Source organism: Acidisphaera sp. S103 (assembly GCF_009765975.1).
Taxonomy (GTDB): domain Bacteria; phylum Pseudomonadota; class Alphaproteobacteria; order Acetobacterales; family Acetobacteraceae; genus Rhodopila.
Genome location: NZ_LMUJ01000064.1, coordinates 316963 through 330791, shown reverse-complemented (window position 1 = coordinate 330791; position 13829 = coordinate 316963). Strand labels below are relative to the sequence as shown.

The 13829-nt window shown below is 64.1% G+C and carries 15 protein-coding genes and 1 pseudogene; 6 read left to right on the top strand and 10 right to left on the bottom strand.

Features of this window, described 5'->3' with window-relative positions:
* The 7 genes and pseudogenes from GSQ89_RS23505 to GSQ89_RS23475 form a co-directional block, all read right to left on the bottom strand.
* Positions 1-1409 (bottom strand): annotated as a pseudogene (locus GSQ89_RS23505) (hypothetical protein); the annotation flags it as partial.
* Positions 1409-2059: a protein phosphatase CheZ gene (locus tag GSQ89_RS23500; protein ID WP_158929796.1), complete on the bottom strand. Its 651-nt coding sequence runs from the start codon at positions 2057-2059 to the stop codon at positions 1409-1411. The pseudogene GSQ89_RS23505 and the gene GSQ89_RS23500, both read right to left, overlap by 1 nt.
* Entirely contained in the window at positions 2052-2438 is a 387-nt protein-coding gene (locus tag GSQ89_RS23495; protein ID WP_158929794.1) for a chemotaxis response regulator CheY, read from the bottom strand. Before GSQ89_RS23495 ends, GSQ89_RS23500 begins: the two co-directional genes overlap by 8 nt.
* A 25-nt stretch (positions 2439-2463) precedes the next feature.
* Positions 2464-3042, bottom strand: a complete 579-nt coding sequence (locus GSQ89_RS23490) for a MotE family protein (protein WP_158929792.1) — start codon at positions 3040-3042, stop codon at positions 2464-2466.
* A gap of 125 nt (positions 3043-3167) precedes the next feature.
* The gene (locus GSQ89_RS23485; protein ID WP_158929790.1) at positions 3168-3587 is read right to left on the bottom strand and encodes a DUF6468 domain-containing protein; all 420 of its coding nucleotides are present in this window, start codon (positions 3585-3587) and stop codon (positions 3168-3170) included.
* Positions 3588-3633: 46 nt separating this feature from the next.
* Positions 3634-4698: a flagellar motor switch protein FliM gene (gene fliM / locus GSQ89_RS23480; RefSeq protein ID WP_158929788.1), complete on the bottom strand. Its 1065-nt coding sequence runs from the start codon at positions 4696-4698 to the stop codon at positions 3634-3636.
* A complete protein-coding gene (locus GSQ89_RS23475; RefSeq protein ID WP_158929786.1) occupies positions 4695-5204 on the bottom strand; it encodes a flagellar basal body-associated FliL family protein in 510 nt (169 codons plus the stop codon). Before GSQ89_RS23475 ends, fliM begins: the two co-directional genes overlap by 4 nt.
* Positions 5205-5412: 208 nt before the next feature.
* Here GSQ89_RS23475 and GSQ89_RS23470 point away from each other — a divergent pair, with 208 nt between their 5' ends.
* From GSQ89_RS23470 to flgA, 3 genes are read left to right on the top strand one after another with little or no spacing between them, the layout of a single operon-like run.
* A complete protein-coding gene (locus tag GSQ89_RS23470) occupies positions 5413-6159 on the top strand; it encodes a flagellar hook-basal body complex protein (RefSeq protein WP_158929784.1) in 747 nt (248 codons plus the stop codon).
* Between the two features lie 48 nt (positions 6160-6207).
* Positions 6208-6993 (top strand): flagellar basal-body rod protein FlgG, encoded by a 786-nt coding sequence (gene flgG, locus GSQ89_RS23465; RefSeq protein WP_158929782.1) that lies wholly within the window; start codon positions 6208-6210, stop codon positions 6991-6993.
* Between the two features lie 4 nt (positions 6994-6997).
* Positions 6998-7975: a flagellar basal body P-ring formation chaperone FlgA gene (flgA, locus tag GSQ89_RS23460; RefSeq protein ID WP_158929780.1), complete on the top strand. Its 978-nt coding sequence runs from the start codon at positions 6998-7000 to the stop codon at positions 7973-7975.
* 15 nt (positions 7976-7990) lie between these two features.
* Here flgA and GSQ89_RS23455 read toward each other — a convergent pair whose 3' ends face one another.
* Together GSQ89_RS23455 and GSQ89_RS23450 are read right to left on the bottom strand one after the other, a co-directional pair.
* Positions 7991-9322, bottom strand: coding sequence for a sugar ABC transporter substrate-binding protein (locus GSQ89_RS23455; RefSeq protein WP_158929778.1), 1332 nt, complete (start codon positions 9320-9322; stop codon positions 7991-7993).
* A 135-nt stretch (positions 9323-9457) separates the two neighbouring features.
* A complete protein-coding gene (locus GSQ89_RS23450) occupies positions 9458-10009 on the bottom strand; it encodes a CHRD domain-containing protein (protein WP_216856347.1) in 552 nt (183 codons plus the stop codon).
* 108 nt (positions 10010-10117) lie between these two features.
* On the opposite strand from GSQ89_RS23450, the gene GSQ89_RS23445 reads away from it, so the two are divergent.
* The 3 genes from GSQ89_RS23445 to GSQ89_RS23435 are packed head-to-tail and all read left to right on the top strand — an operon-like array spanning position 10118 to position 12708.
* Positions 10118-10810: a GNAT family N-acetyltransferase gene (locus tag GSQ89_RS23445; RefSeq protein WP_158929776.1), complete on the top strand. Its 693-nt coding sequence runs from the start codon at positions 10118-10120 to the stop codon at positions 10808-10810.
* Positions 10807-11604 carry a S49 family peptidase gene (locus GSQ89_RS23440; RefSeq protein WP_158929774.1) on the top strand — a complete coding sequence of 266 codons (798 nt, stop codon included), beginning with the start codon at positions 10807-10809 and terminating at the stop codon, positions 11602-11604. Before GSQ89_RS23445 ends, GSQ89_RS23440 begins: the two co-directional genes overlap by 4 nt.
* 21 nt (positions 11605-11625) lie before the next feature.
* The gene (locus tag GSQ89_RS23435) at positions 11626-12708 is read left to right on the top strand and encodes a zinc-binding dehydrogenase (RefSeq protein ID WP_158929772.1); all 1083 of its coding nucleotides are present in this window, start codon (positions 11626-11628) and stop codon (positions 12706-12708) included.
* 60 nt (positions 12709-12768) lie between these two features.
* On the opposite strand, the gene GSQ89_RS23430 is transcribed toward GSQ89_RS23435, so the two are convergent.
* Positions 12769-13824, bottom strand: a complete 1056-nt coding sequence (locus tag GSQ89_RS23430) for a 3-deoxy-7-phosphoheptulonate synthase (protein WP_158929952.1) — start codon at positions 13822-13824, stop codon at positions 12769-12771.
* Positions 13825-13829 lie beyond the last annotated feature (5 nt).

The window sequence follows — 13829 nt, the reverse complement described above, 5'->3', positions numbered from 1 at the left end:
TTCTGTTTGCCCGCGAGCCGCAACAACGCATCGGACGGCATGGTCGGGAAATCGAACCGCCTGGTCAGATGCGCCGCGCTTATCAACACGTCCGTCATGCTCGTTGGGGGCGACAGCGCGAGGCCGGCGGGACCGCCTACCAAGGTAAACCCTGTCGGAGCCTGTCTCAGCACGATCGAATCGGCGAGCGGTTCGACAACGACCCCTTGTGTCGTTGGACGCAGAATGAATTCCGTGCCGCGCCGGCGGGTAGCTACCCCCTGACCGGAGCGGTGCTGGGTTCCGACCAACAATGTGGCGCCCGTGTCCGGATCCGCGAGGCTGATAACATCGCTGGCTTGCTCCGCCGCCAGGTTCAGACGCCCGTCTGTGGGGGACACCGCGATTGGTTGTTGTTTCGGTTCGGTCGTCAGCGCCGCGATGCGCCAGCCTTGGGGCATCTGCGTCAATGCCACCGACTTCGCGGGCGGAAGCGGAATACGAAGCAACGTGCCGTGCGGCAGAAGTTGCACCGACGCCGCATGGAAGATCGGATCGTTTCGCAGCGCGCTCATGTCCACCGGCCGCTGTTCGTCGAAGACGACGTAGGCGTTGTCGCCACTCCGGAACGATGCCGCGGCTGTCGTGCTATCGAACGGCACCAGGAAAGCCGCTCCATCCATTTCCTTCGGCAGTTTGATGCGGCGGGCCAGCAGGCTGACGGGGCCCTCGTTCTCCGGCATGACATCGCGTCCGGGTGGTGTCTGCCGGGTCTCGATGACCACACCCGGGTCGGGTGGGGATTGGGTGGGGGCAGGCAGTGGTTTCGCTTCCACGGGAACACGTGCCGCCGGCGTGGAGGCGTGAGACGCCGGTTCTCCGCCTGGATTGGCTGGCGGCACCGCCGCCGGAACATTGTGGGCCGTCGCGGGTGCCGGCGGGGCGGCGACGGATCGGCTGTCCGGTTCGGGCGACGGCGCTACGGCCGGGGGTGGATGGGGCCGCGGTGCGGGCGGGGTTTCCGCCGAACGGGTTTTCGCCGGCGATGCGGCATTGTCCGGCGCATCGAGGACGTCGAGGACGACGCGGCCACCGATGCGCATGGGATGCAGCCTGGTGCCGTGGGCCAGGGTCAGATCGGCGGTCGGACCGTCGGTCGTGATTGCGATGACGTTGCGTGGCGGCGAGGGTGGATTTCCCAGCGCGACATCGCCATCGAAAAGTAATCGCACATGGTCGCCGTCTTGCGTCAGGTGATAGACGGTCTTGCCATTCGTATCGATCACGACTCGTCCGAAGCCCGCGTGGTTGCCGGACCGGACGGTGAGGCGGGAGGCCGGCGGATCCGGAGCGGCGGCTCGGCCCGGGCCAGCCAGCATGACCAGGATCGTGCCGGCGGCGAGCGCGAACAGGATCGCCGGGCGGATCATCAGAAATCGGCCAGCAGCTTGTCGATATCCGATTGATCCATGGCGTGTGCCGGAAGCTGCGGACCGTTCAGCAGATCCGCGTCGGTGGCGACGTGGTCCGCGGCGTCCCTCGCGCCCGCCGCTGTCGCGCCGAACGTGCTGACAATGTGTGCGACCTTTCCTTCGATTGTCTTCAGTGTGTTGACGACCTTGGTGATGCGCTGCCCGGTGATGTCCTGAAAGCTGCAGGCTTCATAGATCTTCGTCGTCGCGGCCTGCAGTTTCGCGGCCGCATCGCCGCTGACGGTCGCCGAAACCTCATCCAGCATCTCGCAACTTTCCAGGATCGCGTCGGTCGCGTGCGCGGTGTGCTCGACGATCGCGTCCAGTTCATCCGTGGCGAACGGGATGTCGTGGTCGGTGATATCGTCCACGCGCAGCGCGGCGATTTCCGATTTGGTGTTGGCGATCATCTGTCCCAGTTCCTCGACTTCGCGCAGAAGAGAGGATTCCTTCGCCGTCAGGTCATCGCTTATGGTTGTCAGCACGGCACGCACTACCTCCGTGATCATTCCCGGCTCGATCTGGGGCTGCTGATTCCGGATCGCCGCGAGTTTCTGTTTCAGGGCATCGATGCCGATCGGGTGCGGGTCATTCGGGGAATCAAGCATGACCAAGCACTTTTTCGATTTTGTCCTTGAGCGTTTCTGCATTGAACGGCTTGACGATGTAGTTGGAGACGCCGGCCGCCTTGGCTGCGATCACATTTTCCGTTTTGCTCTCGGCGGTGATCATGATGAACGGCGTGCTTTTCAGGCGATTGTCGGCGCGCACTTCCTGGAGAAGCTGCAGGCCGGTCATCGGTGCCATGTTCCAGTCGCTGATCACCAGGCCGAAATTGCCGCCCCGTAGTTTGGACAGCGCATCGGCGCCGTCGGAGGCTTCCTCGACGTTATTGAACTCGATCTGCTTGAGCAGGTTGCGGATGATCCGCAACATTGTTTTGTAATCGTCCACGATCAGAACGTTCATGGACTTGTCGATCGCCATTTTATACTCTCCTCTGCGTTTGAAATCAGCCGCCGCCGGCGGGATTGCCGTTTAATCGCGCGACCGGCGCCCCTGAGGCATCGCGGCCGGTTCGCATCCGCGCGAGTTGCGCTGTCACGTCGCGTGCCTTGTCGGTGTTCATCGCCGCCATGACCAACGCGGCCTTCGCGTCCTTCATCCGGTCCATCAGTTGCAGCAGCACGGGCATCGACAGGTCGTTGAAGATCGTCGCGGCATCCTTGGGCTTCATGACTTCGTACAGCTTGACGAGGCCTTGCCAACCGGCTTCCTCCTTTGCCTGCTGTGCGGCATCCAGGCCTTCGAGTTTCTTCTGCAAGGCCTCCAGTTGGGTCAGTCGGGCGGAGAGTTTTTGTTCCGCCGCGACCAGCATGGATTCCCGGGTTTTGAGTGCCGCCGCTCTTGCGTCCAGCTCCTGCCGGCGCTGCCGAAGGTCCTGCAGCAGGGCCCGCTCACTGTCGCTGACCGGTGACGGGTTATCCGGTACCGGCGATGGTGCAGTCGGGACGACCGGCTTCTGCGGTGCGGTGGGTTTGACCGGTTCCCTGGTTTGATCGGAGCTCGCGGCATTCGCGGCGGCGACCATCGCGCCATCGGATGTGGGGTCATGGGTCACAACGGCCTGCATAAGCACACCGCATTTCAACACCAGTAATGCCGCCATGGTGGCCATCGTGGCCGGCAGCAGTCGTGGCGCGGGAATCTTCATCATCAACGCGCCAACCGTAACGCGTGCAGCAGGTTTTTCTCCACCTGGCTGGGGCCTTTTTGCGCATTGCTTGGCGGGACGTCGGGCGACCGATCCCGGGCCAGTGGCCGAGCCGTCCGCACCAGGGTGTCGAGCCGGTCGGCGAGCCGTTCGCCGCGTTCGGTCAGAAACGCCAGGTCGTCCTTGAGCGCGACGGATTTCGTCAGTTGGTTTTCGATCTGGCGGCCAGCGCCATCGGCGGCGGCACGCAGGCGTTGGATGCCGTTTTCCGCGTGATGGGTGCTGGCATTGAAGCCCACCACCAGCGACTCAAGGGAGGACCGATCACGCTTCAGGACACCCAACGCGCGCTCCAGCCTGATCGCCTGAAACAGGGTTGCGGCGAGCAACACGACGAGGACGATTTCGAGGGCCCATTCCATGCCGACCACCGTACCGACCAAATGTTAACAAATGATTTAGCGAATACTAAAAACGATCGGATGCCGGCGTCCGCGCGAGTTCACGTTCGATTTTGACGGCAACGTTGTTGTTCTTCTGACCCATCCGGCCTTCGAACAACGCCACCGGACCGCAGCGCACCGAAACCGCCCCGCCCGGCGCGGTGTTGAGCAAAAGTTGCTGACCGGGCTTTAGGGAAATGACGTCCGACAATCGCATGACCTGCTCGTCGAGCACCACCGACAGCTCCACGTCCGTGTGCCAGAGCTGTTCGGCCAGATGGGTTTCCCAGATCGAATCCCGGCCGAATTTTTCGCCCATGAATTGTTGCAAAAGCAACTCACGTACCGGCTCCAGCGTGGCGTAGGGCAGCAGCAGTTCGACGCGTCCGCCGCGATCCTCCATGTCGATACGCAGGCGGGCGAGGATGGCGGCGTTCGACAACCGGCTGATGGTGGCGAAGCGCGGATTGACCTCCAGCCGCTCGAACCGGAACGTCACCGGGCACAGCGGATCGAAGCTGGTGGACAGATCGGCAAGCACCACCTGGATCAGGCGCTCGACCAAGGTGCGTTCGATGGTGGTGTAGGGTCGGCCCTCGATGCGCATCGCCGCGGTGCCGCGCCGCCCGCCCAGCAGCACATCGACGATCGAGTAGATCATCGCGGAATCGATCACCATCAGGCCCTGGTTGTCCCATTCCTCGGCCTTGAAGACCGCCAGCATCGCCGGCAGCGGGATGGAATTCAGGTAGTCGCCGAACCGCAACGACAGGATGTTGTCGATGCCGACTTCGACGTTGTCCGAGGTGAAGTTGCGCAGGCTGGTGGACATGATGCGGACCAGGCGATCGAACACGATCTCCAGCATCGGCAGACGCTCGTATGACACGAGGCCGGAGCTGATGATCTTCTGCATGCCCGTGCGGGCTTCGCCGGAGGATGGCCCTTCGTCAAAGCCCAACAGGTTGTCGATCTCCGCCTGGTTGAGGACCCGCGCCGCCTGGACGCCGTCCACGGCCTGATCGGCGTCGGTTTCCGCGCCCCAGGCGGCCGCGAGGTCTTCGTCCGACTGCTCGTCGCTGCCGCTCATTGGACCAGCATCTGGGTGAACAGCACGTCGCTGACTTTCGCCGGAGCGGCCGCGGCTGCCGCGCGCACCAGCAATTCCTCCCGCAGGCGGTATGTTCCGGCGGAACCGCGCAGTTCCTCGGGCCGCATTTCGCGCAGGTAGGTCTGCATCAGGTCCACCACGCGGGGCATGGCGGCTTTCACCTTGTCCACGTCCGCGGGATTCGGCACTTCGATGCGTGCGGTCAGCTTTATGTAGTTGGGCTTATGCAAGTTGCCGTTCAGGTTCGCCACCATTTCGGGCACATCGACGTAGCTGGGCGGAACGAGCTTGGCGGCTGCCTCCATGCGGGCGTCATGCTTGTCCATACCCAGTGCATGCGGCAGGATTCCGCTGAACCAAAGCCCACCGCCAGCCAGCAGCAGAACCACCGGCGCCGCAAGCAGGATCAGCTTGCGCCTGCTGAACGTCTTGGCCGGTGTTTCGGCTGTCTCATCGGGCGTGGATGCGAATGGAGAGGAGCTCATGTCCCGCAGGGTGACAGACAACGGTTAACGAAAGGTTGACGGGGCGGTGCGGCAGCCGATGCCGACCGGCAGGTTCTGCCGGGTAGAGGGCGAATACAGATATTGGCCATTTTGGTTTATTTTCAGATACTTGGATGCGGACCGCCGTGGTCGTCCGGCATGGCACGGCGCTTGCTGCTGGTAGCCCGGACTTATCGGACGACGCCTTATGGACATTACGACGTCACTCGCCGCATCCCGTCTGGTCGCGCAGCAGCGGGCAATGGATATTACCGCGAACAATATCGCCAACTCGAACACGCCGGGCTACCGCACGGAACGTGTCCAGTTCAGCGACTGGATCGACCAGCAGCCCAACACGGCCTCGCCCCCTGGCGGACATGCCATCACCTATACCCAGGACCGGGCGACGTACCGCGAGTCCCAGCCGGGAACCTTGACCCATACCGCTAATCCGTTCGACCTCGCGTTGACCGGCGATGGGTATTTCACGGTCAATACCAGGAATGGCCCCCGGCTGACGCGGGACGGCCGGTTCACCCCGATGCCCGATGGCACGCTGGCGGACGGCAGCGGCAACGCCGTGCTGGATACCACCGGCAAGCCGATCGTGATTGCCCCCACGGATACCCAGATCAGTGTCGCGGGCGATGGAACCATCACCTCGGAAAACGGCGAGGTCGGCAAGATCGGCATCGTCCGGCCTACCGATGCGATGAAACTGCAAGCCGAGGGCGCGACCAATTTCGTGTCGGACACGCCCACCACGCCGGTGACCGCGCCGGGGATCGTCCAGGGCGCCATCGAGGGGTCCAACGTGCAGCCGGTGCTGGAGGTGACGCGGATGATGGACGACGTCCGCCAGTTCCAGTTCGTCACCCAGCTTGTGCAGGCCGAGGGAGACCGGCAGCAGCAGACCATCGACAAGCTGCTGCCCACCGGGTCGGGTTCGTAACGGAACGGCCGCCGGAGACAGTGACAAAACGCCACAGGAGACCATCAGATGCGCGCGCTTGATATCGCCGGCACCGGAATGCAGGCCCAGCAGACCAACGTCGAAGTCATTTCCAACAACATGGCGAACATGACCACGACCGGCTACAAGCGCCGGCGGGCCGAGTTCCAGGACCTGATCTACCAGAACCTGCGACGTGTCGGGTCCAACAGTTCCGACCAGGGCACGGTGGTGCCGTCGGGCGCGCAGGTGGGCCTCGGCGTGAAGACCGCGGCGATCTACCCGATCAATGAGCAGGGCAACCTGCAGCAGACGTCGAACCCGCTGGACCTGGCGATCCAGGGGAATGGTTATTTCCAGATTACGACACCGGATGGGGGGACCGCCTATACACGGGACGGGACGTTCGCCCTGTCGCCCGACGGGACGATCGTCACCGCCGATGGCTATACAGTTCAGCCGGGATTGCAGATTCCCACCGCTGCGACAGGGGTCACGATCAATACCTCCGGCCAGGTGCAGGTGACGCTGGCAAACCAGACGGCACCGCAGACCATCGGCCAGCTTCAGCTTGCGACCTTTCCGAACGCGGCCGGGCTGGATGCGCAGGGCGGCAACCTGCTGGTGCAGACCGCGGCGTCCGGCGCGCCGGTCAGTGCCAATCCCGGGACCGCTGGATATGGTTCGGTGGAACAGGGGTTCATCGAGACGTCCAACGTCAACGTGGTCACCGAGATCACCAACCTGATCACCGCCCAGCGCGCCTACGAAATGAACAGCAAGGTGATCACGTCCAGCGACGAGATGATGTCCACGCTGACCAACCTGCGGTAGCCCGATGCGTGTCCTGGCTTTTCTGCTTGCCATCCTGATCAGCGCGCAGGTGCAAGCGGCGGCCTTGCGGACCCTGACGACCTTGCATGGTCCTACCGTCTATTTGAAGGACTTATTCGACGATGCCGGCGTCAATGCCGATCGCGCGCTCGGTCCTGGCCCCAATCCGGGTGGGCGGATCATCGTCGGGGCCGCACAACTGAACGCCATCGCCCGGCAGTATGATGTCGCCTGGCGATCGGCCTCGCGTGCCGACCGTTCGGTGCTGGAATGGCCAGGCCGGCCGCTGCGGAAAGAGGATGTGATCGACGCCGTTCGCGCGGCTATCTCGACGGGGAACCCCACCGGCGATGTGGACGTCGACCTGGCCGGATTCTCGCCACCGATCGTCCCGCTGGATGTCGCGGCCGTTTCGACCGTTTCCCAGCTTGACTATGACAGCGGCACGGGACGGTTCGCCGCGGTGCTAACGGTCACCGGGCAGGGAATGAACCCTATCGACAGCCCGATCAGCGGCTTGGTCCAACAGATGGTGGAGGCACCCGTCGCGTTGACGCGGTTGCTGCCGCAGACTGTGCTACGGGCGGATGATGTGCGCATCGCCCGTGTGCGGGCCGCTTCGCTGCAAAACGAGATCGCCCGATCAGTCGATCAGATCGTTGGGATGCAGCTGCGCCGGCCCGTGGCCGCGGGGCAACCGCTGCTGCTGACCGATCTGACGCGGCCCCCGTTGGTGCAACGCGGGTCGACGGTCCAGGTTGAACTGTCATCAGCCGGACTGACCGTCACGGGCCAGGCCATCGCCCTCGACACCGGCGCCGAGGGCGAAAGAATTCGCGTGCAGAACATAACCTCCCACGCATACCTGTTCGCCCAGGTTGTCGGGCCGGGGCAGGTGCGGGTGACGCCGGATGCGCCGCCAGCCCTGCCGACTGCGCCCCCCCCGCTTCGAATCGAGGCTGGCCTCGCAATGAAACCCTGAACGCGCGGCGGCCGTTCAGGTCTCGTTGGACTTATCCAGCACCGGCTGGAACGCGTCCGTGGCCCGCTTCATCTCGGTCGCCGGATCAGCCCCGCCCACGATGTTGGTCAGGGCCACGCCGATCGTGTCGCGGAATTCGGTAACCGGAACGATGACCGGCAGTCCGGAACGCGCCATCTTCAGGCTGGTTTTCGTGGTTTCGAACCATTCCTTCGGAAAACTGCTGCTCGCGACAATGTCGTCACGGCCGTAGGCGGAAAGCCGAGCGGGCGTGCCCGACCCGGTGCGTAGGAGTTCCGCCTGTTGTTCTTTGCCGGCAAGCCATTGCAGGAACAGCCAGGCCGCTTTCTTGTTCTTGGCGGGGGCGGTCACCGGGATGCCGATACCCTCGATGAAGGTGGCGCAGTTCTCGGTTTTCGGGCCGGCGGGGATGGGGGCGAAGCCGACCTTGTCCACCACCTTGGATTTCGTCTTGTCCAGCAGCGGCGCCGAGAACCCGATCCCGTCCCACCAGATCGCCGCTCGGCCCTGCATGAAGGTCGTCTGGCACTCGTTCCAGTTGAAACCGATATTTCCCGGCGGGCCGCATTCCTTCATGATCTTCTGGTACCATTTCGCCGCCTCGATCGCCGCCGGCGTGTCGGTCAGCAGCTTCTTGCCGTCCGGCGTCACGGTTTCCTGGTCCCAGCCCAGCAGGATGTTGTCGTACAGCACGACGTTGGCGTTCTTCACGCCGCGCCCGACGAAGCCATAGACCTGCTTCGACGGTTCGGTCAGCGCGTGCGCCATCGACATCAGTTCGTCGTAGGTCTTCGGCGGCTCCTTGAAGCCCTTCGCCGCCAGCAATTCCTTGTTGTAGAACAGGATGAACAGGTCCTGGTTGTTCGGCAGCACGTTGATCTTACCGTCGGACCCGGTCGCCACCGCCATCGACGGCTTGCTGTAATCGCCCATGTCGAAATCGGGATTGGTCAGGCTGGCATCGGCGATGTAGGGACGCAGGTCCTCCATCCACTTCGCCCGCTCCACCAGGCGCTTCTGTACATGCATGCCGACGTTCACCACGTCGAAGCTGGGATGGCCGGTGGCCATCTCCATCGCCACTTTGGGGCGCTGCTGCTGTTCGGGGATCTGTTCGAAGCCGACCTTGATCCCCGTGAGTTCCTCGAATTTCGGGATATTGCGTTTGGCCAGGTCACCGCGCGGCGACAACTGGAAGTTCACCTCGATGCTTTGGCCCTTGCACTGCTTCCAGTCGAAGGCGGACTGGGCATTGGCCCGCTCCACGATGGCGGGGGCGGCGAGCAACGCGGCGGATGCCTGGAACAGGTGCCGGCGACGGATCATGCGTATCCTCCTGGATGCGTCCGGTTGGTGGACGTCATGATCGTATGATAACGGCAACGGAGCGTGCCGCGGTAGTGCCGGCGGCCGAAAACGACCGCCCCGATCCCAAGGACCGGGGCGGCCGGGGTCGTAAGCCTACTTCGCCGCCGGAGCGGCGGCGGCTGGTGCGGCTGGCGCGGTGGAGGCCGGAGCGGCGGCCGGAGCGGCGGTGGTCGACGATGCGGCGGCGGCTGCCTTCGCCTTCGCCCGAGCCTTGCGGGCATGCGAGCCGACGATCTGGCCGCGGATCTCGCCGCTCGGGTTGGCGGCCGTATGGACATTCACATACAGCTTCGATGACGCCAGAGCTTTCGCCTGGTCGTCGGTCAGCGTGACGGACCCGGAAACCGGGCTGGTCGGGTTCTTGTCGCCCAGCGGCGCCACCACGCCGGCGCTTTCCTTGCGCGTCGCCGGCCCATGGATGTGGGCGGCGGTGGCGGGGCCGGTCAGGCCGTCGAAGGTCAGGGTATAGTTGAATGCTTTCGTCTGCGTGTCGAAGGTGGCATCGAACGTGCCGGTGCCCTTGCTGGTGGTCTTGGGCACTTCGCTGCGGCCGTTCAGCCGAGCGCTATAGTGGACCGTGGCGGCGGAGGCCGCCGTGACGAACATCGCCGAAACGGCGGTGGCGAGAAGAACTCTACGAAACATTTATATTCCCCGTGAGAAGGTAATGGCCGGGCGACCGGCCAGGATAATGGCGGCTTGTCGTCTGCCGCCACTGGGGCCACCGTATTCCACGAAAAGAAGGATGCCGCCATGCCCCCTGGGTCGCCGCCAGTCGGACCGGAAGTCGATACGACCCCACGCCCATTGCCCGCGCGCATCGCGATCCGCGGCCAGTATGTGACCTTGGAACCACTGCATCGCCGGCACGCCGCGGAGCTGTGGCAAGCGGCCCAGGGCGCCGACGACAGCTGGGCCTATCTCGGTTCCGGGCCGTTCGCTTCGGCGGACGCCATGGCTCGGCAGGTCATGGACATGGCGGTGACGCACGACCCGATGGTTTGGGCGGTGCGGCCGGTGAGTACCGGCATTGTGTCCGGCTGGCTCGCGTTGATGGATATCCAGCCCAGGAACGCCGCGATCGAATTGGGCAATGTCTGGTTCGGCCCCCGCATGCAGCGCACGCGAGCGGCCACCGAGGCGATTTTTCTGATGTTGAAGCTGGCGGCGGACGACCTGGGCTATCGGCGGCTGGTGTGGAAGTGCAACGCTTTGAACGCGCCGTCCAAACGTGCGGCGGAGCGCCTGGGATTCACTTACGAGGGCCAGCATCGGATGCACACGGTGGTCAAGGGCAGGCAGCGCGACACCGACTGGTACAGCATCGTCGGCGATGAGTGGCCGCACTGCCGCAACGCGCTGCTGGCATGGCTAGACCCCGTGAACTTCGCTGCGGACGGCACGGCGCTGCGCGGACTGGCAGACCTGCGGGCTCGTCTGGCATGAGCGAAACCAGCCTGCTGCCGTGGCGCCGGCCTCGCCTGAATGTGATCGTCCTGCACGGAATGATCGCGGCTCGTGCTGGGATGCTGAATGCCGACTCCGCGCGTCCGTTGATCGAAAAAGCGTTTGCCTCCACGCACCGGCGTCCGGTGATCCTGGATATCGAAAGCCCCGGCGGATCCCCGGTGCAGTCCGACCTGATCGCCACGATGATCCGGACCCATGCGGACCGGGCCGGTGTCCGTGTGCATGCGGTGATCCGGGAGGTCGGGGCGTCCGGCGGCTACTGGCTGGCCTGCGCGGCCGATGAAATCCATGCCAACCCGATGAGCATTGTCGGGTCCATCGGCGTCATCGGCGGCGGCTTCGGCTTCCCCCATCTTCTCGATCGCCTGGGTATCGAACGCCGTATCTACACCGCCGGCACCAACAAGGCGCGCCTGGACCCGTTTAGTCCGGAGAAGCCGGAAGACGTGGCGTTCACCAAGGACCTGATGGAACGGCTGCATGTCCGCTTCAAGGACTGGGTGCGGACACGGCGCGGATCGCGACTGAAGGTCCCGGAGGAGTCGCTGTTCGACGGCGGCTACATGCTGGGCGAGCAGGCGCTGGCGTCGGGTTTGATTGATGGGTTCGCGACCGTGGACGACCTGGTGTACCAGCTTGGCGGTGACCGGGCACGTCCGCGCCGGATCGCACCGAAACGCTCGCGGCTGGCACTGCGGCTGCCTCGGCTGGCAGTGGACACGGTGTTGGATGCCTTGGAAGACAGGGCGTCGCGAATCACCCTGCGATAACCGGAGGAGAAGGAAACCGCCATGAAAGCAGCCGTCTTTCGCAAGGGATCGATCGTCGTCGATACGCTACCCGATCCAGAACCGGCCGAGGGCCAGGTGCTGGTACGGACCCTCGCCAGCGGCATCTGCGGCTCCGACCTGCATGCGGCCAAACATACGCATCAGTTCGTCGACCTGGCGAAGCGCGCCGGCAATCGCTGGTCGATGGATGCCGACCGTGATGTGGTGTTCGGCCACGAATTCTGTTGCGAAGTCGTGGAATACGGACCGAACACGCCGGCGCGTCTGTCCCCCGGCACGCTGGTCTGCTCGATGCCGCTGACCCTGGCGGGCGAGACGGTGCAGGGCATCGGCTATTCCAACGATATCGCCGGCGGTTTCGCACAATACATGCCGCTGGCCGACCGGATGCTGCTGGTGGTGCCGAATGGGCTGCCGGCGGATCGAGCCGCCCTCACCGAACCGATCGCGGTGGGCTGGCACGCCGTGCAGCACGCAAGGCTGGCGCCGGAGGATGTGCCGCTGGTGGTCGGCTGCGGCCCGGTCGGGCTGTCCGTCATCGCCGGGCTGGTGCTGAAGAATATCCACCCGATCATCGCCGCCGATTTTTCGCCCGCGCGTCGAGCGTTGGCGCTGAAAATGGGTGCGGATATTGTGATCGACCCGGCGGAGACGTCGCCGTACGACGCATGGCGGCAGACCGCGACACCGCCGGGCTACGACGACAGCCGCTACGCCCAGTTGTTCGGCCTCGGCCCCAAGCTGCGCCCGGCGGTGATTTTCGAATGCGTCGGCGTGCCCGGCGTGATCCAACAGGTCATGGAGGGTGCGCCGGCCTCGGCCCGCATCGTCGTGGTCGGCGTCTGCATGCAGACCGACCGGATCGAGCCGTTCTTCGGCATCGTCAAGCAACTGAACGTCCAGTTCGTGCTGGCCTATACCGGGCAGGAATTCGCCGAAAGCCTGCACCACATCGCGGAGGGAAAAATCGATGTTGTCCCCCTGGTCACCGGCACCGTCAGCTTGGCCGGGGTCAGCGACGCCTTCGCCGCACTGGCGAACCCGGAGCAGCATGCCAAGGTCATTGTCGATCCCTGGGCCTGATCACACCGAGCGGACCGTCCTCAGACTGCGCGGTCGGCCTGAGGACGGTCCAAACCACCGCTACGCTCGTCGGCGCGCCCGCACCGCTCGGGCGAGTGTGTCCAGCGCGTCGACGGACGTTTCAAAATCGATGCAACCGTCGGTGATGCTTTGGCCGTAGACCAGAGTGCGGCCCGGGATCAAATCCTGTCGTCCGGCAACGAGATGGCTTTCGATCATTGCCCCCACAATACGACGGTCGCCGGCGGCAATCTGTTCCGAAATTACATCAATCACCTTCGGTTGATTCGCCGGGTTCTTGCCACTGTTGGCATGGCTTGAATCGATCATGATTCGCGGCTGCAAATCGCGGCGTAGAGACTCGGCTGACGCTGCTTGGACATTTCCCGCATCATAGTTCGGCGCCTGACCCCCGCGCAGCACGATATGGCAATCTTCGTTGCCGGTCGTCGATGCAATGGCCGCCTGGCCGTCCTTCGTGACGGCAGGAAAATGATGTGGTTGGGACGCCGCCGCGACCGCATCCAGCGCGATCCGCACATCGCCGTTCGTGCCGTTCTTGAAGCCGATCGGACAAGACAGGCCGGACGCAAGTTCGCGATGCACCTGGCTTTCCGTGGTCCGAGCCCCGATCGCACCCCAGCTTACGAGGTCGGCGGTGTATTGTGGTGTGATGGTATCAAGGAATTCGCATCCGGCCGGCATCCCGAGCGTGTTGATATCCAAGAGAAGGCGGCGTCCGATGCGCAGACCGTCGTTGATCCTGAAGCTGCCATCCAGCATCGGATCGTTGATCAAACCTTTCCAGCCAACCGTCGTGCGCGGCTTCTCGAAATACACGCGCATGACGATTTCCAACTCGCTGGCGAAGCGTGCGCGCTGCGTGTTGAGCCGGGCGGCGTAGTCTCGGGCCGCGATGGGATCGTGGATGGAGCATGGACCGATCACCACGATCAGCCGATCGTCTGTCCCGTGGAGAATGCGGTGGATCGCGCGGCGGGTGTTCGCCACGGTTGCGGTAACGGCCTCGGTACGGGGGGATTCCTCGATAATCCGGGCGGGTGGACTCAGTTCGGCGATCTCGCGAATACGCAGATCATCGGTGGTGTTTTGCACTTTAC

What these genes read in the sequence shown, in the direction of transcription:
- GSQ89_RS23470 (WP_158929784.1), top strand. Translation starts at nt 5,413, where the DNA reads ATGGACATTACGACGTCACTCGCCGCATCCCGTCTGGTCGCGCAGCAG.
- GSQ89_RS23495 (WP_158929794.1), bottom strand. Translation starts at nt 2,438, where the DNA reads ATGGCGATCGACAAGTCCATGAACGTTCTGATCGTGGACGATTACAAA.
- flgG (WP_158929782.1), top strand. Translation starts at nt 6,208, where the DNA reads ATGCGCGCGCTTGATATCGCCGGCACCGGAATGCAGGCCCAGCAGACC.
- flgA (WP_158929780.1), top strand. Translation starts at nt 6,998, where the DNA reads ATGCGTGTCCTGGCTTTTCTGCTTGCCATCCTGATCAGCGCGCAGGTG.
- GSQ89_RS23435 (WP_158929772.1), top strand. Translation starts at nt 11,626, where the DNA reads ATGAAAGCAGCCGTCTTTCGCAAGGGATCGATCGTCGTCGATACGCTA.
- GSQ89_RS23455 (WP_158929778.1), bottom strand. Translation starts at nt 9,322, where the DNA reads ATGATCCGTCGCCGGCACCTGTTCCAGGCATCCGCCGCGTTGCTCGCC.
- GSQ89_RS23445 (WP_158929776.1), top strand. Translation starts at nt 10,118, where the DNA reads ATGCCCCCTGGGTCGCCGCCAGTCGGACCGGAAGTCGATACGACCCCA.
- GSQ89_RS23500 (WP_158929796.1), bottom strand. Translation starts at nt 2,059, where the DNA reads ATGCTTGATTCCCCGAATGACCCGCACCCGATCGGCATCGATGCCCTG.
- GSQ89_RS23485 (WP_158929790.1), bottom strand. Translation starts at nt 3,587, where the DNA reads ATGGAATGGGCCCTCGAAATCGTCCTCGTCGTGTTGCTCGCCGCAACC.
- GSQ89_RS23450 (WP_216856347.1), bottom strand. Translation starts at nt 10,009, where the DNA reads ATGTTTCGTAGAGTTCTTCTCGCCACCGCCGTTTCGGCGATGTTCGTC.
- fliM (WP_158929788.1), bottom strand. Translation starts at nt 4,698, where the DNA reads ATGAGCGGCAGCGACGAGCAGTCGGACGAAGACCTCGCGGCCGCCTGG.
- GSQ89_RS23475 (WP_158929786.1), bottom strand. Translation starts at nt 5,204, where the DNA reads ATGAGCTCCTCTCCATTCGCATCCACGCCCGATGAGACAGCCGAAACA.
- GSQ89_RS23440 (WP_158929774.1), top strand. Translation starts at nt 10,807, where the DNA reads ATGAGCGAAACCAGCCTGCTGCCGTGGCGCCGGCCTCGCCTGAATGTG.
- GSQ89_RS23490 (WP_158929792.1), bottom strand. Translation starts at nt 3,042, where the DNA reads ATGGTCGCCGCCGCGAATGCCGCGAGCTCCGATCAAACCAGGGAACCG.